Here is a 21817-nt window from a genome sequence, read left to right on the forward strand (position 1 = left end):
GCGGCCCCCGCACCTGCGTTAACCCCTCACGGAGGCACCTATGGGGCGCTATGTCGCACGACGACTGCTCCAGATGATCCCGGTGTTCATCGGGTCAACCCTGCTCATCTTCTGCATGATGTACGCCCTGCCCGGCGACCCCGTCCGGGCGATGATGGGGGATCAGGCGTACGACCCGACGGTGGTCGCGAGCATCAAGAAGGAACTCGGCCTCGACCAGCCGCTCCTTCAGCAGTATGCGAACTACATGGCCGGGCTGTTCCAGGGCGACTTCGGTACTCAGATCGCCAGCCAGCGGCCCATCGCGGACGTCATCGCCGACGCGTTCCCGGTGACGATCAGACTGACGCTCTTCGCCTTCACCTTCGTCACGCTCGTGGGCATCGGCCTCGGTGTCGTCGCCGGTCTGCGCCCCGACACGCTGCAGGACCGCGGACTGCTGACGTTGACGCTGTTCCTCGTCTCGATGCCGTCCTTCGTGCTGGGATTCCTGCTGCAGTACCAGTTCGCGTTCAAGTGGCAGGTCACCACGCCCACCGTGACCGACTCGACGGACTTCTCCCAGCTCGCGCTTCCCGCCATCGTGCTGGCGTCCCTCTCACTCGCCTACGTCGCCCGGCTGACCCGCACGTCGATCGCGGAGAACCTGCGGTCCGACTACATGCGCACCGCCGTGGCCAAGGGCCTGCCGCGCCGCCGTGTCATCGGCGTCCACCTGATGCGCAACTCGCTGATTCCCGTGGTCACCTTCCTCGGCATCGAGATCGGCAGCCTGATGACCGGCGCCATCGTGACCGAGGGCATCTTCAACGTGCGGGGTATCGGCCTCGAGATCTACGAGGCGCTCACCCGGCGTGAAGGCGCCACGGTCGTGGGTATCGCCTCGCTGATGGTGCTCATCTACCTCGCCGCCAGCCTGATCGTCGACCTGCTTTACGCGGTCCTGGACCCGAGGATCCGGTATGCCTGACAAGACCATCGAGAAGAGGGTCGACGCCCTTCCCGGGGACACCGCGAGCACTGCCGGCGTCGTCGTGACCGATTCCGGTCCGGCTCCCGACAAGGCGCGCAGCCTGTGGTCCGACGCCTGGCACGACCTGCGGCGCAACCCGCTGTTCCTGGTATCGGCCGTGCTGATCGTGTTCCTGCTCGTGATGTCGCTCTGGCCGGGCCTGTTCACCAGCGCCTCGCCGCGCGACGCCGACCTGGCCAAGCACTACCTGGGCAAGCCGAACTGGGGCCACTTCTTCGCCCCGGACTGGCTCGGCTACGACGTCCAGGGCCGCTCGATCTACGCCCGTGTCGTCCACGGTGCCCGCGCCTCGATCACCGTGGGTGTGGGTGTCACCGTCGCCGTCACCATTCTCGGCACGGTCATCGGCATGATCGCCGGCTACTTCGGCGGCTGGACCGACACCCTGCTCTCGCGGATGACCGACATCTTCCTCGGCATCCCGTTCCTGCTCGGCGCCCTGGTGGTGCTCAACTCCTTCGAGGAGCGCACCGTCTGGGTCGTCATCATGGCCCTGGCCTTCCTCGGCTGGACCCAGATCGCCCGAGTCGCCCGCGGTGCCGTGATCACCATCAAGCAGGCGGACTACGTGGTGGCCGCCAGGGCACTCGGTGCCTCGACGTCCCGGATCCTGTTCCGGCACATCCTGCCCAACGCGCTCGCGCCCATCATCGTCGTGGCGACCATCGCACTCGGCGGCTACATCGCGGCCGAAGCGACCCTGTCCTTCCTGGGCGTGGGTCTCGGTGACACGGCCGTGTCCTGGGGCGGCGACGTGGCGCGTGGACGTGAGCAGCTCCGTATCGCCCCCCACACCCTGATCATCCCCTCGGTGATGGTCTCGATCACGGTGCTCTCGTTCCTGATGTTCGGCGATGCGGTACGCAACGCCCTCGACCCCAAGCTGCGCTGAGGGAGGCGTACGTGACCATCATCGATGAAACGGCCGAGAGCCCCTCGGCCGACGGCTCGCAGGGCGCGGGCCGCCCGCTGCTCGAAGTCCGTGACCTGCACGTGGAGTTCCGCACCCGCGACGGAGTCGCCAAGGCCGTCAACGGCGTCAACTACTCCGTCGCCGCGGGTGAGACGCTCGCCGTGCTCGGCGAGTCCGGCTCCGGCAAGTCCGTCACCGCCCAGGCCATCATGGGCATCCTCGACATGCCGCCCGGCAGCATCCCCAAGGGAGAGATCCTCTTCCGCGGCCAGGACATGCTGAAGATGTCCGGCGAAGAGCGCCGGAAGATCCGCGGCAACAAGATCGCGATGATCTTCCAGGACGCGCTCTCCTCGTTGAACCCGGTGCTCTCGGTGGGCTACCAGCTCGGCGAGATGTTCCGCGTGCACCAGGGCATGTCCAAGAAGGACGCCAAGGCCAAGGCGATCGAGCTGATGGACCGGGTGAAGATCCCGGCCGCGAAGGAGCGCGTCGGGGACTACCCGCACCAGTTCTCCGGCGGTATGCGCCAGCGCATCATGATCGCCATGGCGCTCGCGCTGGAGCCGGACCTGATCATCGCCGACGAGCCGACCACGGCCCTCGACGTGACGGTCCAGGCCCAGGTGATGGACCTGCTCGCGGAGCTGCAGCGCGAGTACAACATGGGTCTGATCCTGATCACCCACGACCTCGGCGTGGTCGCCGACGTCGCGGACAAGATCGCGGTGATGTACGCAGGGCGCATCGTCGAGCACGCCCCGGTGCACGAGCTGTACAAGCGGCCCGCGCACCCGTACACCAAGGGTCTGCTGCACTCGATCCCGCGCCTGGACCAGAAGGGCCAGGAGCTGTACGCGATCAAGGGCCTGCCGCCCAACCTGACGCGTATCCCGTCCGGCTGCGCCTTCAACCCGCGGTGCCCGCAGGCGCAGGACATCTGCCGTACGGACATCCCGCCGCTGCACCCCGTCACCGAGCGGGACGGCGGCGAGCTGACCGGCCGCGGCAGCGCGTGCCACTTCTGGAAGGAGACGATCCATGGCTGAGCTGGGCAAGAAGGACGAGTCCATGGACGCCGCCCCCAGCGTCACCGAGGTCGAGACGGTCGACGTCGCGACCGAGGAGGCGGCGGTGGCCGCGCTCGACGCGCCGGCGGAGCGCGGTGAGCCGATCCTCCAGGTGCGCAACCTGGTCAAGCACTTCCCGCTGACCCAGGGCATCCTGTTCAAGCGTCAGGTCGGCGCGGTCAAGGCCGTGGACGGGATCTCCTTCGACCTCTACCAGGGCGAGACGCTCGGCATCGTGGGCGAGTCCGGCTGTGGCAAGTCCACGGTCGCCAAGCTGCTGATGATGCTGGAGAAGGCCACCGCGGGCGAGGTCTTCTACAAGGGCCAGGACATCACCAAGCTGTCCGGGCGGGCGCTGAAGGCGGTCCGCCGGAACATCCAGATGGTGTTCCAGGACCCGTACACCTCGCTCAACCCCCGTATGACGGTGGGCGACATCATCGGGGAGACCTTCGAGATCCACCCCGAGGTGGCGCCGAAGGGCGACCGCCGCCGCAAGGTCCAGGACCTCCTGGACGTGGTCGGTCTCAACCCCGAGTACATCAACCGCTACCCGCACCAGTTCTCCGGCGGTCAGCGCCAGCGCATCGGCATCGCCCGCGGCCTGGCCCTGAACCCCGAGATCATCATCTGCGACGAGCCGGTCTCCGCGCTCGACGTGTCCGTTCAGGCGCAGGTCATCAACCTGATGGAGAAGCTCCAGGACGAGTTCAACCTGTCCTACCTCTTCATCGCGCACGACCTGTCGATCGTCCGGCACATCTCGGACCGCGTGGGCGTGATGTACCTCGGCAAGATGGCCGAGATCGGCACGGACACGGAGATCTACGACCACCCGACGCACCCCTACACCCAGGCGCTGCTGTCGGCCGTCCCGGTCCCCGACCCGGAGTCCCGCGAGGGCCGCGAGCGGATCATCCTCACCGGCGACGTCCCGTCCCCGGCCAACCCGCCCTCGGGCTGCCGCTTCCGTACCCGCTGCTGGAAGGCCGAGGACAAGTGCGCCCAGGAGGCCCCCCTCCTGGCGGTCCCCGAGCGCTTCAAGGGCGAGGACACCCCGGCGGCCCACGATTCCGCCTGCCACTTCGCAGAGGAAAAGGACGTGGTCCACGCGGCCTGACCGGCTGTTCCCGGTTCCCGGCACCTTCCAGGGGGTGCCGGGAACCGGCGTCTGTGGCCCTGAAGGAGGCCCTCGGGGCCGTCGGCACCGCTCAGCCCCAACTGCGTTAACACGCAGGCAACTTCGCTGACCCGGTTCCGATATACGGACACGTCAGGCTGGTCAGCGTACGGCCGTGCGGGTGCCGTAGACGGGCCGGGCGCCGGCAGGCGTCCCGGCCCGTTGCCGTGTTCAGGCGGTCGGCATGCCCAGGGAGCGCTTCAGGAAGTCGACCTGGAGCAGGAGCAGGTTCTCGGCGACCTGTTCCTGCGGGGTGATGTGGGTGACGCCGGACAGCGGCAACACCTCGTGGGGGCGGCCGGCGGCCAGCAGGGCCGAGGACAGGCGCAGGGCGTGGGCGACCACCACGTTGTCGTCGGCGAGACCGTGCACGATCATCAGAGGGCGGTGCGGCTCGGCGGGGGAGGACAACCCCTCGGCGGTCACCAGCGAACTCTTGGCGTAGGACTCCGGGTGTTCCGCGGGCGTGCCCAGGTACCGCTCCGTGTAGTGGGTGTCGTACAGGGCCCAGTCCGTCACCGGCGCGCCCGCGATGCCCGCGTGGAAGACGTCCGGGCGGCGCAGCACCGCCAGACCCGCCAGCCAGCCGCCGAAGGACCAGCCGCGGATCGCCACCCGGGACAGGTCCAGGGGGTAGCGCTTCGCGAGATCCTCCAGCGCCTCCACCTGGTCGTCCAGCGACAACGTGAAGTCGTGGTGGACCGCTTTCTCCCAGGCGGGGGACCGGCCCGGGGTGCCGCGGCCGTCCGCGACCACGACCGCGAAGCCCTGGTCCGCGAACCACTGCGACGTGAGGTGGGCGTTGTGGGAGGCGACCACCCGCTGACCGTGGGGGCCTCCGTAGGGGTCCATGAGCACCGGCAGGGGGGTGTCACCGTCGTAGTCCCGAGGCATAAGCACGGCGCACGGGACGCGGCGTGCGCCCCCCTCGGTGAGCGTCACGCGGGGGGACATACCAGGATCTTCCGCGTACGAAGGGACAGTCCTGGTCGGTTTTCCGTCGCGCAGGACCTGCGCGCGCGAACCTGGCCGGTTCAGTGTCGCCGAGACCAGAACCGTCACCTCCCCGGCCCGCACCGCCGCGTGCACGCCCGGCTCCTGCGACACCCGCTCCACGCCCAGCTCGTTCACCCGGTACACATGCACCTGGCCCGTCTCCGCCTCACCGGCGGCCTCCGCACCCGCCGATGCCGAGATCAGCACGTCGTGCTCGGAGACGTCCAGCACGGCCCGAACGTGCAACTGCCCGCCGGTGAGCGGCCGGTCCCCGACCGCCAGCACCCGCGCACCGCCCTCGTCGGCGATCCGCACCAGCTGCCCGGACGGGCTCCAGCAGGGCACGCCGGGGAAAAGATCAAGCCATGTTCGATCTTCGTCGGCGTGCACCATCCGCGTCGCGCCGGAGTCCGGATCCACGGCCAGGATCAGCTGACTGCGCTGGTCGCGCGCCTGTACGAGCAGCAGCGGCGCGCCCGCCGCTGACCAGTGGACATGTGCCAGGTACGGAAAGCGCGCCCGGTCCCAGGCGACCTCCGTGCGCAGCCCGTCCAGCCCGACCACGAACAGCCGCACCTCCGCGTTGCCCGTGCCCGCCGCCGGGTACGGCACCCGCTGCGGCTCCCGCTCCGGATGCGCCGGGTCGGCGATCCACCACCGCCCCACCGGCGTGTCGTCCACCCGCGCCATGAGCAGCCGGTCCGACTCCGGAGCCCACCAGAAGCCCCGCGAACGCCCCATCTCCTCGGCGGCGATGAACTCGGCCAGCCCGTACGAGACGTTCTCCGACTCCGGCTCGGCGAGCGCCCGGTCGCCCTCCCCCTCGGCGCCCACCACCCGCAGGGCACCCTGCGCGACATAGGCGACATGCCGCCCGTCGGGCGCCGGACGCGGGTCGATCACGGGCCCCGGCGCGGGCAGCTCACGTGCCGTCCCGGCCCGCAGCTCGGCCGCGAAAAGCCGCCCTGACAAGGCAAAAGAGGCCAATTCTACGGCCGAGTCGGTGGCGTATCCGACGATGCCGGCGCCACCCTCGCGGCTGCGTTCGCGCCGGGCCCGTTCCTCGGGTGAGAGCTCCTCCGAGGAGCCGCCCAGCAGAGCGCGCGGGTCGGCGGCCACGCGCTCCCCGCCCTCCTCCACATCGAGGACCCAGAGCGAATTCGCCCGGTCCGTACCGGAACCGGAGCGCAGGAACACGACACGCGAACCGTCGGGCGCCACGGTGAACGAACGCGGCGCGCCGAGCGTGAAGCGCTGGGTACGGGCGTGCCGTCGGGGGAAGGAGTGAGGCTCGGTCGTCATGCCCTGACCATATTGGCCATGCGCCCCCTTGTGCGGCCGTGCGCCGACCGATGCGCGCAGACGGATAGTTATGATCAATGTCGCATAGTGGGTATGAACCTGCTGGCTGCTGTACTGATTTGATGCCCCCATAGTCCGACCCCCCGCGCCCTCGTGGATCTTTGGAGGTGAACCGCCGTGGCACTCTCGATTTCGGCGGTGGTGCTGCTGGCGATCATCGTCTTCTTGTTGATCAAGAAGTCGGGTCTGAAGGCGGGGCATGCGATCGTCTGCATGCTGCTCGGCTTCTACCTCGCCTCCTCGACCGTCGCTCCGACGATCAACGAGCTGACGACGAACATCGCGGGAATGATCGGCAGCATCAAGTTCTGAGCGCTGCGCGCTCCTGTGTCAGTTCCCTTTCGCGTAGGGCACGACGCCGGTCCACGCGGCGGGGGCGAAGGCCAGCCGGGGACCCTCGACGACCTTCGAGTCACGGACGTGCACGGTGCCGGGTTCTTCGGCGACCTCGACGCAGGAGTCCGTCTCCGCGCCGCTGCTGTAGCCGCTCTTGAACCACGCCAAGTCGGAGGCGCCCCCGTACGAGGTCTTGTGGATCATGTCTCCCCCAGCAGGTGTTCGATGAAGGTGGTCGACTCACGCGGCGTGAGAGCCTGCGCCCGGTGATGCCATACCGAAGTGCCCCCGAGTTCGTCTCCCGGTCCAACCCGGGGAACGACTGGGTCGGCAAGATGCGCGACTATCCGCTGCCCGGCATTCCGATCTACGCGATTTTCGATCCCCGTTCCGGCAGTGGCGCCGTCTTCACCGACATCCACTCCACTCCGGACGGCCCCCGGTACGCCACCGGCAAGCTTCGTCTACGGGGAGGACGTCACCATCGGTGACTGGACCATCTCCACCAGCGGCCTGCCGCGCTACCAGGGCGACGACGGGCTCGGCGACGAGGGGTGACGGGCAGCGGTCCTGTGCCTCGTAGGCTGGTCCCATGACGGAACTGCCCTCCCGGCGTCTGCTGCTGGTGCACGCGCACCCGGACGACGAGTCGATCAACAACGGCGCGACCATGGCCAGGTACGCGGCCGGGGGTGCCCACGTCACCCTGGTCACGTGCACCCTCGGTGAGCGCGGCGAGGTCATCCCGCCCGAGCTCGCGCATCTGACGGGCGCCGCCCTGGGCCAGCACCGCCGCCGTGAACTCACCGCCGCCATGGCCGAGCTCGGCGTCCGCGACGTCCGCCTGCTCGGCGGCGCCGGGCGCTACAGCGACTCCGGGATGATGGGCCTGCCCGACAACGACGACCCCGCCTGCTTCTGGCAGGCAGACGTCGACGAGGCCGCCGCGCACCTCGTCGAGGTGATCCGCGAGGTCCGCCCCCAGGTCCTCGTCACCTACGACGACAACGGCGGCTACGGCCACCCCGACCACATCCAGGCCCACCGCGTCGCCATGCGCGCCGTCGAGCTGGCCGCAGACGCCGGGCTGCCGATCCCCAAGGTGTACTGGAACCGGGTCCCCCGGCCGGTTGTGGAGGAGTCCTTCGCACGGCTCCGGGAGGACCTGCCCGGCACGCCCTTCACCAAGGCCGCCGACGTCGACGACGTCCCGGGTGTCGTGCCCGAGGAGCGGATCACCACCGAGATCGACGGCACCGCCCACGCCGGGGCCAAGGCCGCCGCGATGCGTGCCCACGCCACCCAGATCACCGTGGCCGGACCGTACTTCGTGCTCTCCAACGAACTCGCCCAGCCGGTCCTCACGACCGAGTACTACGAGCTGGTGCGAGGCGAGCGGGCCCCCGGCCCGCGGGAGACGGACCTGTTCGCCGGCGTCGAGGAGGCCTCATGAACGACCGTACGCCGATGCTCGCCCAGCCGATGCGGCCGCCCACCGCCGGACGCGCCGCCGCCTGCCTCGCGTTCTTCGTGCTCGGCGCCGTGGTCGGCGTGGCCGGGGCGCTGGTACAGCCCGGCTGGTTCCCGGGCGGGCTGCTGCTCGCCCTGGCCGGTGAGGCCGGTGCCGTCCTGGGGGCGACCCGCGTCCTGCGCGGCCGGGCCGGGGGCGTAGCGGTCGCCGCGGGCTGGATGCTCGCCGTCGTCCTGCTCACCGCCAGCCGCACCGAGGGCGACTTCGTCTTCGCCGCCGGGAGCGGCTCCTATCTCTTCCTGCTCGGGGGCATCGCCGTAGCTGTGATCTGCGCCACCCTCGCCCCGGGGCGGCAACCGGACGGCGATCCCGTCCGACTTGCCAAGTGACGTACCACTTCGCCAGGACGTGACGGTGGGGGTCCGGTGTGGGTTTCCCCGGCGGTCACGGGATGCGGGCGAGAAGTGGCCAGTATGGTGGTGCGCGCCGCCGAGCTGCCCGCGTGAGGTCGTGTGGGGCGGCGGAGCCAACCGGGAGAACCTGCCTTGAGTCGTGAAACTGACACTCCGTCCTCCGGGCCCAACGGGCGCGGCGGAGCCGCCTACCCGTCGGGTACGCCGCCGTACGGGACCCCGACGGTCTCCGACGCCGGTGCGGACGCGGGCCGTTCCGCCACGCGGCCGGAGGAACGCAAGACCGAGACCACGCTGACGACCCGGATCCGGATCAACATCCCCGGGTCGCGGCCGATTCCGCCCGTGGTGGTGCGCAAGCCCGTCGCGGAGGCGGAGGGCCCGGCCGACACCGACACGCGCGGTGACGAGCCGACGGCGCCGGGCGCCGCTCCGTCCGCGGGCGCGGTCGAGTCTCCCGCCGATCCCGCGCAGCCGGGCGACGACAAGCCGGCCAGCGACTGGTTCGCGCCGCGCAAGTCCGGCGGAGGCAAGGGCGGTCCGGGCGGCGGCTCCACCAACGGGGCCGGGCTGCCGGGCGGTTCGGGCCCGGCGGCGGGCGGTTCCGGCGCGGGCGGCCCCGCTGCCGGTGCGTCCGGGTCCCGGCCGGGTGCCGGGCGACCCGGAGGCGTGGTCGGCTCCATGGGCGCGCCGGGCGGCTCCCGGTCCGGCGGTACGAACGGTGCCGGGCTCCCGGGCGGCGCGACCGGCGGCCCCGTCGCGCCCGGGCACGGCGGCGGCACCGGCTCCTTCGACGTCACCGAGGCCCTGGCGGCGGGCCCGCTGGGCAACGGCTCGCGCCCCGCCCCGGGCGGCGGCGAACCGCGCCGCGACGACCTGCCGTACTTCGCCGAGAACGGACAGGGCGGTTACGACGGCCAGAACGGCGGCCCGGGCACTGCCGGCGGCTTCGGCGAGACGGGCGCGCCCGGTGCGCGGGGCCCGGCGGGCCCGACCGGCGGACCGGTCACCGGCGACGGCCCGATGGTGCCCCCGGCGGGCTTCGACGCACCCGGCGGCCCCGGTGGCCCCGGCGGCTTCGGAAACGAGCCGGGCGGCCCCGGAAGCCAGGCAGGCCCGGGCGCCTTCAACGCACCCGGCGGACCTGGTGCCCCTGGCGGGCCCGGTGCCCTTGGCGGCCCCGGTGCCCTTGGCGGGCCCGGCGGCTACGGCGACCCGGGCCGGCCTGGCGGCCCTGACGCCTTCAACGACCCTGGCCGCTCGGGCGGCCCCGGCGGACCCGGCACCCCCGGCGGCCCAGGCACCCCCGGCGGCTTCGGAGACCCGGGGCGCCCCGGTGCTCCCGAGGCCTTCAACACCCCCGGTCGGCCGGGAGCCCCTGGCGCACCCGGCGGGCCCGGAGCCATAGGCGGCGTCCCCGGCGGCCCGGGCGGCCCCGCCGGGGCGGGCGTACCCGGAGCCCCTGGCGGCCCCGGCGGGCCCGGCACCCAGGGCGGCACCCCCGCTCCCGGCGCCGCAGGCCCTGGCCCCGGTCCCGGCGGTGGCATGAGCGACGACACCGCCATCCTCACCCCGCAGAAGCCGGCCCCCGAACCGCCGGACGGCCAGGGCTACGGCCCCCGGCACGACAACGTCTCCGGGCACACGGTCACCAGCGGCATCCCCGTCGTGCCCTCCGGCGCGGCCTCGCCGTTCGGCCCGGGTGCGCCCGGTGACGGCCCGGTGCCCCACACGGCCCCGAAGCTGCCCGAGCCGGTCTCCCCGCCCCCGGCGAGCTCCTCCAAGGCGCCGAAGAAGAAGGGCCGCAGCAAGCTCGTGCTGCTCGCGGTCGGCGTGGTCGTGGCCGCCGGTGGCGTCTACGGCGCCGGTCTGCTGATGAACCGCACCGACGTGCCCAAGGGCACCACCGTGCTCGGCGTCGACATCGGCGGCACCACCCGCGACGGCGCGGTCAAGAAGCTCGACGAGGCCTTCGACAAGAACGTCGGCAAGGAGCTGAAGCTGTCGGTGGGCGGCAAGACCGTCGCCCTCGACCCGGACAACGCGGGCCTGCAGTTCGACATGGACGCCACGGCCGACGCGGCGGCCAAGAGCGACTACAACCCGGTCTCCGTGATCGCCTCGCTCTTCGGCAACCACCGCGTCGTCACGCCGGTCATGCCCGTCGACGAGGAGAAGCTGCACGCTTCCCTGGAGGACGCGGCGGGCGGCTCCGGCGCGTCGACCGACGGCACGATCGAGTTCAAGGGCGGCAAGGCCGTCCCCGTGTACGGCAAGGTGGGCAAGGGCATCGACCTCGCCAAGGCGACGACGACGGTGGAGGAGGCGTACCGCACCCAGGTGGAGACCGGCACGGCCGGCACGGTGAACCTCCCGACCACCACCCGGCAGCCGACCGTCTCGAACGCCGAGGTCGACCGGATGCTCAAGGAGTTCGCGCAGCCCGCGATGTCCGACCTGGTCACCATTCGCACCGACGCGGCCCACAGCATCGACTTCGGCAAGGTCTCGCTGCCGAAGATCCTCAGCTTCAAGGCCGTCGACGGCAAGCTCGTGGACACCTACAACCTCAAGGCGCTCCAAGAGGCCTACGGCCAGACCTTCGAGGGCGTGCAGATCGAGGGCGCCAGCGGCAAGCGGGACGTCACCCCGCAGGACGTCGTCGGCGCGCTGCGCAAGGCCCTGCGCGGCAAGACCCCCGCGGAGCGCGTCGGAGTCATCGACACCAAGCCGAACTGACCTCCGGCCACTCGCCGTACGAGAGCCCCCGCCCCTGATCGGCGGGGGCTCTCGTCGTCACCCGGCGGGCATGACACCTGTCATGCGGCACTCCGGACGCCCGGCACTGCCGCCGCCCGCACCCCCGCGGCCACGATGGCCGTATGACAACGACAGCCCCGGTGGTCGAGTTCGACCAGGTGAGCAAGGCATACGACGCCGTCCGGGCCGTGGACGGACTGACCCTCGGTCTCAGCCCCGGCCAGACCGTGGCGCTGCTCGGCCCCAACGGCGCCGGCAAGTCCACCACCCTCGATCTGCTGCTCGGCCTCAAGAGGCCCGTCAGCGGCACGGTCCGTCTCTTCGGCACCAGCCCCCGGGACGCCATCGTCGCCGGGCGCGTGGGCGCCATGCTGCAGAGCGGCGGACTCATGGACGAGGTCACGGTCGCCGAACTCGTGCGGCTCGCCTGCGACCTGCACCCGAAGCCGTACCGGCCCTCCGAGGTCATGGCGCGTGCGGGCGTCGCGCAGATCGCCGACCGCAAGGTCGACAAGCTCTCCGGCGGCCAGGCCCAGCGCGTCCGCTTCGCCCTGGCCACCGCGGGCGACAGCGACCTCATCGTCCTGGACGAGCCCACCACCGGCATGGACGTCACCACCCGCCAGGCCTTCTGGGCCACCATGCGCAAACAGGCCGACCAGGGCCGGACCGTGCTCTTCGCCACCCACTACCTCGAAGAGGCCGACGCCGTCGCCGACCGGGTCCTCGTCCTGCACCGCGGACGGCTCCTCGCAGACGGCACGGCGGCCGAGATCAAGGCCAGGGCGGGTGCCCGCCGGGTCTCCTTCGACGTGGAGGGCGCCATCGACGAACCCGCCCTGCGCGCCCTGCCGTTCCTGACCGGGATCGACATCTCCGGTCGGACCGTGCGCATCCAGTCCTCCGACGCCGACGCGACCGTCCACGCCCTGTACGGGCTCGGCGTCTACCCCCGCAACCTCGAAGTCGCCGGGCTCGGCCTGGAGCAGGCCTTCGTCGCCATCACCACCGCCGAGGAGGCGAAGTCCCGGTGAACACGCTGATCAGGCTGGAACTCACCCGTGCCCTGCGCAACCGCAAGTTCCTCTTCTTCTCCGTGATCTACCCGTCGGTGCTGTTCCTGCTCATCGCGGGCAACTCCGACAGCACCACGAAGGTCCCCGGCACCGGCCTGACCGTCCCGACCTACATGATGGTCTCCATGGCGTCCTTCGGCGCCCTCACGGCCGTCCTCATGGGCAACAGCGAGCGCATCGCCAAGGAGCGCGAGGGCGGCTGGGTGCGTCAACTGCGCCTCACCACGCTGCCGGGCCGCGGCTACGTCCTCGCCAAGACCGCGAGCGCCGCCGTCGTCAGCCTGCCGTCCATCGTCATCGTCTTCGCCGTCGCCGCGGCCGTGAAGGACGTGACCCTGGACGCCTGGCAGTGGCTCGCCCTCACCGGCGCGATCTGGGCCGGCAGCTTCGTCTTCGCGGCGCTCGGCGTCGCCATCGGCTACCTGGCCAGCGGGGACGCGGTCCGCCCGATCACGATGCTCACCTACTTCGGCCTGTCCATGCTGGGCGGTCTGTGGATGCCCACGACGAGCTTCCCCGACTGGCTCCAGGACATCGCGAAGTGGCTGCCCACGCACGCGTACGCTGCCCTCGGGCGGGCCATCGAGCAGAGCCACGCCCCGCACGTCCAGGACCTCGCCGTCCTCGTGGTGTCGTTCGTCCTGTTCGCGGGCGGCGCGGCCTGGCTGTACCGGAAGGACACCCTGAAGGCGTGAGCGGCGTCGGGTTCGGCATGGGGCAGCGGCCGGTGAACCGCCGGCAGCGGGCGGTCAAGTCGCTGTGGACCGGCATCTGGCTGGTCTACCTCGGCGCGCCCGTCTCCGACCTGCTGCACGGCGGCCACAGTACGGGCGTCAGGATCCTCGGCTGGCTCGGCCTGGCCGCGTTCGTGACCTGGTACATGGTGCTGGTCTTCCGCACCGGCCGCGGCGAGCGCAACGGCCTGGTCCTCGGCTCGCTCGGGGTCCTCGCCGCCCAGTCCGTGCTCCTCGCCCTCACGCTGGGCCGCGAGTGGCTGGTGCTGTTCGTGTACGTCTCGATCGCGTCCGGCGCGGCCCTGCCGCTGCGCATGGCCCGCTGGACGATCCCGGGCGCCTGCGCGCTGCTGACCGCCGTGGCGTTCGCCGTGCCGGGCGGACACTCCTACCTGGCCGGACTGCTCATCCCGGCCCTGCTCGGCGGCTTCGCGATGACGGGCGTACGCGAACTCGTCCGCACGACCATCGCCCTGCGCGAGGCCCGCGCCACCGTCGCCCAGCTGGCCGCCAACGAGGAGCGCCTGCGCCTGGCCCGGGACCTGCACGATCTGCTCGGCCACTCCCTGTCCCTGATCACGCTGAAGAGCGAGTTGGCCGGCCGGATGCTGCCTGGGCAGCCCGACAAGGCGGCTCAGCAGGTCGCCGACATCGAGCAGGTCAGCCGCCAGGCCCTCGTCGACGTGCGCGAGGCCGTCACCGGCTACCGCCGCCCCCGCCTGAACGCCGAGCTGGCCGGTGCCCGGTCCGCCCTGACCGCGGCCGGCGTCACCGCCGAACTGCCCGCCGAAGGCGCCCTCGACGGAGTGCCCGAGGAGAGCGGGTCCGCCCTCGCCTGGGCGCTGCGCGAGGCGGTCACCAACGTCGTCCGGCACAGCGGCGCCCGCCGCTGCACGGTCGAGCTGCTGCACCGCCAGACCCTCGACGGCCCGGTGCTGGAACTCACCGTCGAGGACGACGGCTCGGGCGGCCCGGGCACCGGCCACGGAAACGGTCTCGCGGGCCTCACCGAACGCCTCACCAAGGCGGGCGGCACCCTGGAGGCGGGCCCGCTCAGGCCCGGCTTCCGCCTGGTCGCCCGGGTGCCGACGGCCGGACCGGCGGACGTAGGATCCCCGGCATGAGCCGCACGATCAAGGTCCTGCTCGCCGAGGACCAGTCGATGGTCCGCGAGGCCCTGGCCGCTCTGCTCGGCCTGGAGGAGGACATCGAGGTCGTCGCCCAGGTGGCCCGCGGCGACGAGGTCCTGGAGGCGGCCCGGGCACACGCCGTGGACGTGGCCCTCCTGGACATCGAGATGCCCGGCGCGACGGGCATAGAGGCCGCGGCCCGCCTGCACACGGAACTCCCGGCCGTGAAGCTGGTCATCCTCACCACCTTCGGCCGTCCCGGCTACCTGCGCAGCGCCATGGAGTCGGGAGCCGACGCCTTCCTGGTCAAGGACGCCCCGGCTGCCCAGCTCGCCGAGGCGGTCCGCAAGGTCCTCACCGGCGAACGCGTCATCGACCCGACCCTGGCGGCAGCGGCCCTGGCAGACGGCGCCAACCCGCTGACGGACCGCGAGCGAGAAGTCCTCCGGGCCGCCGCCGAGGGCTCCACCAACGCCGAACTGGCAGCGTCCCTGCACCTCTCCCAGGGCACGGTCCGCAACTACCTCAGCACAGCCATCCAGAAGCTGGCGGTGCGAAACCGCGCGGAGGCGGTCCGGGTGGCACGTGAGAAGGGCTGGCTGTAGAGCTCTCAGGGGCCGGGGAACTGCACGGCGAAGGGCGTCAGTTGAGCATCGCCCTGGCCGCGAAAGCCTCCCCCCGCACCCGCTCGGCCGCGACCTCATCCACGGCCTCCACCACCTCCGCATAGGCCTCCAACTCCAAGGCCCCGCCCAAGAACTCCCCCCTACGCACCAGCAACTGCGCCCGCTCGTACCGCAACCGAGCCGGATGCGACGGCAGCAGCAACGACAACTCGACCGCCCACAACGCCACATCCGACCGCTCGGGACGGGCCGCCGCCCACGCCCGCACGTTGTTCAGGATCCGCAGCACCACATCCAGCGGATCGGCCGGCCGCAGCATCGACGGATCGACCCCCGTCCCCGTGGCCCCGACCACCAGCAGCTCGGCGTCCGCTCCCGACAGCACCCGACCACCGTCGAACGGATCCGCCAGCACCTGCCCCTCGTCGGGCCCGAACCCGACCACGAAATGCCCCGGCAGGGCCACCCCGTACACCGGCGCCCCGGCCCGCCGGGCCACCTCCATCCACACCACGGACAGCAGGATCGGCAGCCCCCTGCGCCGCACCAGCACCTCGTGCAGCAGCGAGGACTCCAGGCGCTGGTAGTCGCCGGGGGTGCCGTGGAACCCCATCCGCTCACCGAGCAGCTCGCGCAGGGCCACCGCCCACGCCCGCGACCCCCCGGGCCGGAACGGCAGCAGCCCGGCCAGCCGGTCCAGCTCGACCTGCGCGGCGTCCAGGCCCGCCTCGTCCAGCTCCCGGTCCGCCTCCGCGCCGACCAGCAGGCACAGCGTCGACAGGTCGGGCCGCTCGGACCGGGCCTCTTCGGCGAACCGCCGCCGCAGCTCGGCGGACCGTTCGGGGGACGGGGGGTACGGGGGACGCATAACTGGCTCGTGCCCTCTCACGACGATCGGTTACCTGCCGGTGCCGGTGCCGGTGCCGGTGCCGGTGCCGTGGGCGTCCGGCGCCCGGTAGTGGTGATAGGCGTGGTGTGCGGCGAAGCCCATCCCGGTGTACAGCGCCCGCGCTCCCGCGTTGTCCGCCTCGACCTGGAGCCACGCGGCCGACGCCCCCTCGTCGAGCGCCTGCCGGGCGAGCGCGGCCATCACGGCCGTACCGAGCCCCTGCCGTCGCAGCGCCGGATCGACCTCGACGGCGGCGAACCCGGCCCACCGCCCGTCGACGACACACCGCCCGATGGCGGCCGGAGGCGCCCCCTCGGCCGCCCCGGGAACGGTCGCGAACCACACCGACGGCCCGCCCCGGAGCACCCGCAGCGCCACCTCGCTCACGCCCTTGCGCTGATATCGGGCCAGCCACCCCTCGCCCGCCTCCCGGGACAGCGCGACCCCCGCCGGGTCACCCCGGTCGGCGATCGGCGCCAGCGGCCCGGTCCACAGCTCGGCGGTCACCTCCCGCACCCAGCCCCGCTGCTCCAGCTCGGCGCAGAGCAGCTCCTGCGTACCCTTGGCGCCGGTCGCGGTCTGGACGTAGGCGGGCAGCCCGCGCTCGCCGTACCACCGCCGCACGGCCTCCAGGGCCTCGTCCAGGGGCAGGCCCGGCGCGCCCAGCGGCAGCACCGAGTTGGCCCGCCGGGTGAACCCGGACGCGGCCCGCAGCTCCCACGCGCCGAGCCGCTCGCTCTCCACGGGCAGCCAGGCCCGCGCGGCGACCCGGGCCAGCTCCTCGTAGGAGGCGGCCGGACCGCGGCGACGCGCCGGTGCGGAAGGCACGGCCTTGGCCGCGACCAGCGCGGATTCCGCGATACGGACGCTCTCGCCACTCCTGCGTGTGATCAGCAGCACACCGTTGTCCCATGATGTGAGAACACCGACCGTATCGGTGAACTTCTCACCCGGGAGGCCATGTTCGATCATGCTCCGGACGGAGACCCGTTTGCCCACGTCAGCAGCGGTGATGCGGACCTCAAGGCGCCCGGCGGCAGAGATTTCCACAGGTCAGTTCACCCCTCCTGTTCGGATCATGCCCAGGAACGGAGATACTAGGGGCGGGCATCGACGACGCCGCGCTCCCGCGCGCCAGGCGGCGGAGCCTGAGGAGGCCCGCCAGCGCCCTATCGAGGAGGAACGACAGCGTGACCTACGTCATCGCGCAGCCTTGTGTCGACGTCAAGGACAAGGCGTGCATCGAGGAGTGCCCGGTCGACTGCATCTACGAGGGCCAGCGGTCCTTGTACATCCACCCGGACGAATGCGTCGACTGTGGTGCCTGTGAGCCGGTCTGCCCGGTCGAGGCGATCTTCTACGAGGACGACACTCCCGAGGAGTGGAAGGACTACTACAAGGCGAACGTCGAGTTCTTCGACGAGCTCGGTTCGCCCGGCGGAGCCAGCAAGCTGGGGCTGATCGAGCGCGACCACCCCTTCGTCGCCGCGCTGCCGCCGCAGAACCAGTAAAAGCGGCCCGCACTGCGTGCCGCCTCGGTCCCGTACGGCCCGATCACCCCGTTGATCGCCGTACGGGGCCGAGGCGTTTGCCGTAACCGGCTCGTACGTACGAGAAAGTGAGCCAGAACCCGTGTCCGCAGTCTCCGACCGCCTCCCCACCTTCCCCTGGGACAAGCTGACCCCGTACAAGGCCACGGCCGCCGCCCATCCGGACGGCATCGTCGACCTGTCCGTCGGCACCCCGGTCGACCCGGTACCCGAGCTGATCCAGAAAGCCCTGGTGGCCGCGGCCGACTCGCCGGGTTATCCGACCGTGTGGGGCACGCCCGAACTGCGCGACGCGATCACCGGCTGGGCCGAGCGCCGCCTCGGCGCCCGGGAGGTCACCCACCACCACGTGCTGCCGATCGTCGGCTCCAAGGAACTCGTCGCCTGGCTCCCGACCCAGCTGGGCCTCGGCCCCGGCGACCGGGTGGCCTACCCGCGCCTGGCCTACCCGACGTACGAGGTCGGCGCGCGGCTGGCCCGCGCCGCGTACGAGGCCTACGACGACCCGACGGAGCTGGACCCCGAGGGCCTGAAGCTGCTCTGGCTGAACTCCCCGTCGAACCCCACGGGCAAGGTGCTGTCCAAGGAGGAGCTGACCCGGATCGTCGCCTGGGCCCGCGCGCACGGCATCCTGCTCTTCTCCGACGAGTGCTACCTGGAGCTGGGCTGGGAGGCCGACCCGGTCTCCGTGCTGCACCCGGACGTCAACGGCGGTTCGTACGACGGCATCGTCGCCGTCCACTCCCTTTCCAAGCGCTCGAACCTCGCCGGCTACCGCGCGGCCTTCCTGGCCGGTGACCCGGCGGTCCTCGGCCCGCTGCTGGAGATCCGCAAGCACGGCGGCATGATGACGTCGGCCCCGACGCAGGCGGCGGTGATCGCGGCCCTCGGCGACGACGACCACGTCCGCGTCCAGCGCGAGCGCTACGTGTCCCGCCGTGAGCTGCTGCGCGAGGCCCTGGTCACCCACGGCTTCCGCATCGAGCACAGCGAGGCCAGCCTCTACCTGTGGGCCACCAGGGGCGAATCCTGCTGGGACACGGTCGACCACCTCGCCAACCGCGGCATCCTCGTGGCCCCCGGAGACTTCTACGGCCCGGCGGGCGCGCAGTTCGTGCGCGTGGCGCTGACGGCCACGGACGAGAGGGTGGCGGCGGCCGTACAGCGGCTGTGACCGCGGCCGAGCACACCGAAGGGGCCCGGGGAAGCTCCCCGGGCCCCTTCGACGTCACAACGCCGCTGCGTCAGCCGACCGGCAGGCTCTTCACCGGCAGGGAGTCCGCGGACGGCACGCCACCCTTGGTCAGGGAGTCCGTGGGCAGGCCGCCCTTGGCCGAACCGGCCGTGTCACCGACCAGCTGTCCGGCGGAGCCCGCCGCGTCGCCGGCCGCCTTCTGCGCCACGGGCGTGGTCTTCTTGACCGTCTGGCCACCGGTCTTGCCTGCGGCCGGCACCGCCTTCTTGACGGTCTTGCCGCCGGTGTCACCCGCGGACTCGGTGACGTTCTGAGCCGCGCCGTCGACGGTGTTGCCGACGTTGGCCCCGTCCAGGGCGGTCACGCCACCGAGGTTCGGGGTGGCGGGCAGCTCGGGGGCCGCGCTGGCGGAGCCGGCCGCACCGACCCCGGCAGCCGCTCCCGCAGCGACGATCAGCGCGGCACGGGCGATCCGGCGGGTCAGGGGGAGGGACATGGTGCTCCTTCGACGGGAGAGAACAATGAGCTTCGTGAAGTGTCCGACCGGGTCCGGCAGTTGATCGACTGGCTGTGGATCACCCCGGCTCGGACGCAGTGACTACCGCTCGAAGCCCCCGAAGGTTGCGGCGGCGCAACGTAAAGAGTTGGTAATGCGTCGCATTATCGGCTGCGGATAAAAGCGGTCAAAGAGGCCTGGGTGCGAACCTCCGCCGAATCCTTCCAGCCCTGTGTTCCCAAGGGTTCTCACGGTGGCCCGGGCGAGGGTGCGAAAACCTGCGCACACCCTCGCCGCAGGGCCGTGCGGGTAACCCCACAGGGTGAGTCCCCGCACCCCTGCGCGATCTAGCGCATCGTGACGATACGGACCGCGTCCGCGTCCGCGTTCCGTTCCGCGCCCGCGGTGCCCTTCGCCGAGGGTTCCCGCCACTGGCTGGCGGTGTTCCCGGCGACCCACTCCCGCCCCGCGTAGGTGACACGGGCGATGTGCAGCTCGGAGGCGTTGGCCACGGCCCAGTGCGCCAGCTGCCAGCCGCGCTGGTCCAGGCTCCGCCCGCCGGCGGAGGGTGTGTCGGCGCTCACCGGGAGCGTGACGGTGCGCCCGCCGGAGCCGTCCGACGCGCTCGGGGAGGGCGTCGGCGTGGCCGCCGAGGAGCCGTCCACCGCGGCACCGGCCGGCTCCAGCACATCCCGCCCGAAGTCCCGCACGAGCGCGGCACGCACCCCGCCCGGGCCCGAGGCCCGGGTCGCGGCCGGGCGGCCCTCGCAGGTCAGTGTGGCCGCGGACTGCCCGGTGAGGGCCGCGGCGAGCAGCGCGGCGTCCGGCTCGTGCTTGGCGTAGGCCTGCGGGAAGCCGCTGCGCTGCACACGCTGTGCGGCGACGGTGAGCGGCAGCCGGGTGTAGCCGGGCACCTTGACCAGATGGTCGTAGAACTCACCGGCCGAATACGCCGGGTCCATGATCTCCTTCGGTGTGCCCCAGCCCTGCGACGGCCGCTGCTGGAACAGACCGAGGGAGTCCCGGTCGCCGTAGCTGATGTTGCGCAGGGCGGACTCCTGGAGCGCGGTCGCCAGCGCGATGGTCACGGCCCGCTCGGGCAGACCGCGCGCGGTACCCACGGCGGTGATGGTGGCCGCGTTGACCCCCTGCTCGGGCGTGAACTCGTACGACGCCCCGTCGCCCTTGCCGGAGACCACCTTGCAGCCCGGTCCGCCCGATCCCCCCGTGACGTACTGCACGACGAGGTACCCGGCGACCGCGAGCAGGGCCACGAAGGCGGCTCCGCATCGGAAAAGGCGGCCACGGCGCTTGGGAGAGGACTGCTCTGACACGCGGTACAAGGTACTGGAGAGTACGGAGTGGCATGTGCCGGGTGTGGACAGTGAGGCCGGGGACTGGCGCGTTAGGGTCGACGGCATGGCCGACACCTCGCTTGACCTCACGCTGGACGCCGCGGAGCTCACCGCCCGGCTCGTCGACTTCCGTTCCGAGAGCGGCACCGAGAAGCCCCTCGCCGACGCGATCGAGACCGCGCTGCGCGCCCTGCCCCACCTGACGGTCGACCGGTACGGCAACAACGTCGTCGCCCGCACGAACCTCGGGCGCTCGGAGCGGGTGATCCTGGCCGGCCACATCGACACCGTCCCGATCGCGGACAACGTCCCCTCCCGGCTCGACGAGGACGGCGTCCTGTGGGGCTGCGGCACCTGCGACATGAAGTCGGGCGTCGCCGTGCAGCTGCGCATCGCGGCCACGGTCCCGGCCCCCAACCGCGACCTGACCTTCGTCTTCTACGACAACGAGGAGGTCGCCGCGGAGCTGAACGGCCTCAAGCGCGTCTCCGAGACGCACGCCGACTGGCTGGAGGGCGATTTCGCGGTGCTCCTGGAGCCCTCGGACGGCCAGGTCGAGGGCGGCTGCCAGGGCACGCTGCGGGTGCTGCTGAAGACCACGGGCGAGCGGGCCCACTCGGCGCGCGGCTGGATGGGCTCCAACGCCATCCACGCCGCGGCCCCGATCCTCGCCCGCCTGGCCTCCTACGAACCCCGCCGACCGGTCATCGACGGCCTGGAGTACCGCGAGGGCCTGAACGCGGTCGGCATCGGCGGGGGAGTGGCCGGCAACGTCATCCCCGACGAGTGCGTCGTCACCGTCAACTTCCGTTACGCGCCCGACCGCACGCCCGAGGAGGCCGTCGCTCACGTCCGGGAGGTCTTCGCGGACTGCGGGGTCGCCGAATTCGAGGTCGTCGACCACAGTGGCGCGGCGATGCCCGGTCTGTCCCACCCGGCGGCGAAGGCGTTCATCGAGGCGGTCGGCGGCACCCCGATGCCGAAGTACGGCTGGACGGACGTCTCCCGCTTCTCGGCGCTCGGCGTCCCGGCGGTCAACTACGGCCCCGGCAACCCCCACTTGGCGCACAAGCGGGACGAACGCGTGGAGATCGCCAAGATCCTCGCGGGCGAGGAGCGCCTGAGGAACTGGCTGACCGCCTGACCCGCCGGGACGCCCTCGTGTTTACGGCGCTTCATCGCGGACATGCTCACGTCCCTCGTTCGTAACCCGCGTAGATCTACGCTGAGGT

21 protein-coding genes and 1 pseudogene are annotated in these 21817 nt (G+C 71.8%); 16 read left to right on the forward strand and 6 right to left on the reverse strand.

All coding sequences use genetic code 11. The features are described 5' to 3' along the window. Positions 1-40: 40 nt before the first annotated feature. From A4E84_RS26255 to A4E84_RS26270, 4 genes are read left to right on the forward strand one after another with little or no spacing between them, the layout of a single operon-like run. Positions 41-970, forward strand: coding sequence for an ABC transporter permease (locus tag A4E84_RS26255; protein ID WP_062928898.1), 930 nt, complete (start codon positions 41-43; stop codon positions 968-970). Further along, on the forward strand, positions 963-1925 hold the full coding sequence (locus A4E84_RS26260) for an ABC transporter permease (protein ID WP_062928899.1): 963 nt from the start codon (positions 963-965) through the stop codon (positions 1923-1925). The genes A4E84_RS26255 and A4E84_RS26260 overlap by 8 nt, the downstream gene beginning before the upstream one ends. 11 nt (positions 1926-1936) lie before the next feature. Beyond that, the gene (locus A4E84_RS26265) at positions 1937-2995 is read left to right on the forward strand and encodes an ABC transporter ATP-binding protein (RefSeq protein WP_062928900.1); all 1059 of its coding nucleotides are present in this window, start codon (positions 1937-1939) and stop codon (positions 2993-2995) included. Next, on the forward strand, positions 2988-4136 hold the full coding sequence (locus tag A4E84_RS26270; RefSeq protein ID WP_062928901.1) for an ABC transporter ATP-binding protein: 1149 nt from the start codon (positions 2988-2990) through the stop codon (positions 4134-4136). Before A4E84_RS26265 ends, A4E84_RS26270 begins: the two co-directional genes overlap by 8 nt. Before the next feature lie 231 nt (positions 4137-4367). On the opposite strand, the gene A4E84_RS26275 is transcribed toward A4E84_RS26270, so the two are convergent. Further along, positions 4368-6494, reverse strand: a complete 2127-nt coding sequence (locus tag A4E84_RS26275) for a S9 family peptidase (RefSeq protein ID WP_062928902.1) — start codon at positions 6492-6494, stop codon at positions 4368-4370. A 177-nt stretch (positions 6495-6671) separates the two neighbouring features. On the opposite strand from A4E84_RS26275, the gene A4E84_RS26280 reads away from it, so the two are divergent. Next, complete coding sequence (locus tag A4E84_RS26280) at positions 6672-6866, forward strand: hypothetical protein (protein WP_030842840.1); 195 nt, start codon at positions 6672-6674, stop codon at positions 6864-6866. An 18-nt stretch (positions 6867-6884) separates the two neighbouring features. Here the strand turns inward: A4E84_RS26280 and A4E84_RS26285 are convergent, their stop codons facing one another. After that, the gene (locus A4E84_RS26285; protein ID WP_062928903.1) at positions 6885-7094 is read right to left on the reverse strand and encodes a DUF397 domain-containing protein; all 210 of its coding nucleotides are present in this window, start codon (positions 7092-7094) and stop codon (positions 6885-6887) included. 77 nt (positions 7095-7171) lie between these two features. Between A4E84_RS26285 and A4E84_RS26290 the strand changes: the two are divergent. From A4E84_RS26290 to A4E84_RS26325, 8 genes and pseudogenes are all read left to right on the forward strand, one after another. Next, a pseudogene (locus A4E84_RS26290) lies at positions 7172-7448 on the forward strand (Uma2 family endonuclease); the annotation flags it as partial. A gap of 34 nt (positions 7449-7482) precedes the next feature. Beyond that, positions 7483-8343, forward strand: a complete 861-nt coding sequence (gene mshB / locus A4E84_RS26295; RefSeq protein WP_062928904.1) for an N-acetyl-1-D-myo-inositol-2-amino-2-deoxy-alpha-D-glucopyranoside deacetylase — start codon at positions 7483-7485, stop codon at positions 8341-8343. Continuing rightward, entirely contained in the window at positions 8340-8750 is a 411-nt protein-coding gene (locus tag A4E84_RS26300) for a DUF6113 family protein (RefSeq protein WP_062928905.1), read from the forward strand. The genes mshB and A4E84_RS26300 overlap by 4 nt, the downstream gene beginning before the upstream one ends. A gap of 156 nt (positions 8751-8906) precedes the next feature. Further along, positions 8907-11513 carry a hypothetical protein gene (locus A4E84_RS44750; RefSeq protein ID WP_062928906.1) on the forward strand — a complete coding sequence of 869 codons (2607 nt, stop codon included), beginning with the start codon at positions 8907-8909 and terminating at the stop codon, positions 11511-11513. 143 nt (positions 11514-11656) lie between these two features. Next, positions 11657-12568, forward strand: coding sequence for an ABC transporter ATP-binding protein (locus A4E84_RS26310; RefSeq protein ID WP_062928907.1), 912 nt, complete (start codon positions 11657-11659; stop codon positions 12566-12568). Further along, positions 12565-13305, forward strand: a complete 741-nt coding sequence (locus tag A4E84_RS26315; RefSeq protein WP_062928908.1) for an ABC transporter permease — start codon at positions 12565-12567, stop codon at positions 13303-13305. Before A4E84_RS26310 ends, A4E84_RS26315 begins: the two co-directional genes overlap by 4 nt. Next, positions 13302-14468 carry a sensor histidine kinase gene (locus tag A4E84_RS26320; protein WP_062928909.1) on the forward strand — a complete coding sequence of 389 codons (1167 nt, stop codon included), beginning with the start codon at positions 13302-13304 and terminating at the stop codon, positions 14466-14468. The genes A4E84_RS26315 and A4E84_RS26320 overlap by 4 nt, the downstream gene beginning before the upstream one ends. Beyond that, positions 14465-15079 (forward strand): response regulator transcription factor, encoded by a 615-nt coding sequence (locus A4E84_RS26325; RefSeq protein ID WP_062928910.1) that lies wholly within the window; start codon positions 14465-14467, stop codon positions 15077-15079. The genes A4E84_RS26320 and A4E84_RS26325 overlap by 4 nt, the downstream gene beginning before the upstream one ends. Positions 15080-15116: 37 nt before the next feature. Here the strand turns inward: A4E84_RS26325 and A4E84_RS26330 are convergent, their stop codons facing one another. Continuing rightward, positions 15117-15968 (reverse strand): transglutaminase family protein, encoded by an 852-nt coding sequence (locus A4E84_RS26330; protein ID WP_062928911.1) that lies wholly within the window; start codon positions 15966-15968, stop codon positions 15117-15119. 30 nt (positions 15969-15998) lie between these two features. Further along, a complete protein-coding gene (locus tag A4E84_RS26335; RefSeq protein ID WP_062928912.1) occupies positions 15999-17039 on the reverse strand; it encodes a GNAT family N-acetyltransferase in 1041 nt (346 codons plus the stop codon). A gap of 140 nt (positions 17040-17179) precedes the next feature. Between A4E84_RS26335 and fdxA the strand changes: the two genes are divergently transcribed. Continuing rightward, the gene (gene fdxA / locus A4E84_RS26340; RefSeq protein ID WP_003973842.1) at positions 17180-17500 is read left to right on the forward strand and encodes a ferredoxin; all 321 of its coding nucleotides are present in this window, start codon (positions 17180-17182) and stop codon (positions 17498-17500) included. A gap of 121 nt (positions 17501-17621) precedes the next feature. After that, the gene (locus A4E84_RS26345) at positions 17622-18713 is read left to right on the forward strand and encodes a bifunctional succinyldiaminopimelate transaminase/glutamate-prephenate aminotransferase (RefSeq protein ID WP_062928913.1); all 1092 of its coding nucleotides are present in this window, start codon (positions 17622-17624) and stop codon (positions 18711-18713) included. Between the two features lie 70 nt (positions 18714-18783). Here the strand turns inward: A4E84_RS26345 and A4E84_RS26350 are convergent, their stop codons facing one another. Both A4E84_RS26350 and A4E84_RS26355 read right to left on the reverse strand, forming a co-directional pair. Then, complete coding sequence (locus A4E84_RS26350; RefSeq protein ID WP_062928914.1) at positions 18784-19230, reverse strand: hypothetical protein; 447 nt, start codon at positions 19228-19230, stop codon at positions 18784-18786. A 347-nt stretch (positions 19231-19577) separates the two neighbouring features. Then, complete coding sequence (locus A4E84_RS26355; RefSeq protein WP_418082222.1) at positions 19578-20564, reverse strand: VldE C-terminal domain-containing protein; 987 nt, start codon at positions 20562-20564, stop codon at positions 19578-19580. Positions 20565-20649: 85 nt separating this feature from the next. Between A4E84_RS26355 and dapE the strand changes: the two genes are divergently transcribed. After that, positions 20650-21729 carry a succinyl-diaminopimelate desuccinylase gene (gene dapE, locus A4E84_RS26360; RefSeq protein ID WP_062928916.1) on the forward strand — a complete coding sequence of 360 codons (1080 nt, stop codon included), beginning with the start codon at positions 20650-20652 and terminating at the stop codon, positions 21727-21729. Positions 21730-21817 lie beyond the last annotated feature (88 nt).

The organism is Streptomyces qaidamensis (assembly GCF_001611795.1).
Classification (GTDB): domain Bacteria; phylum Actinomycetota; class Actinomycetes; order Streptomycetales; family Streptomycetaceae; genus Streptomyces; species Streptomyces qaidamensis.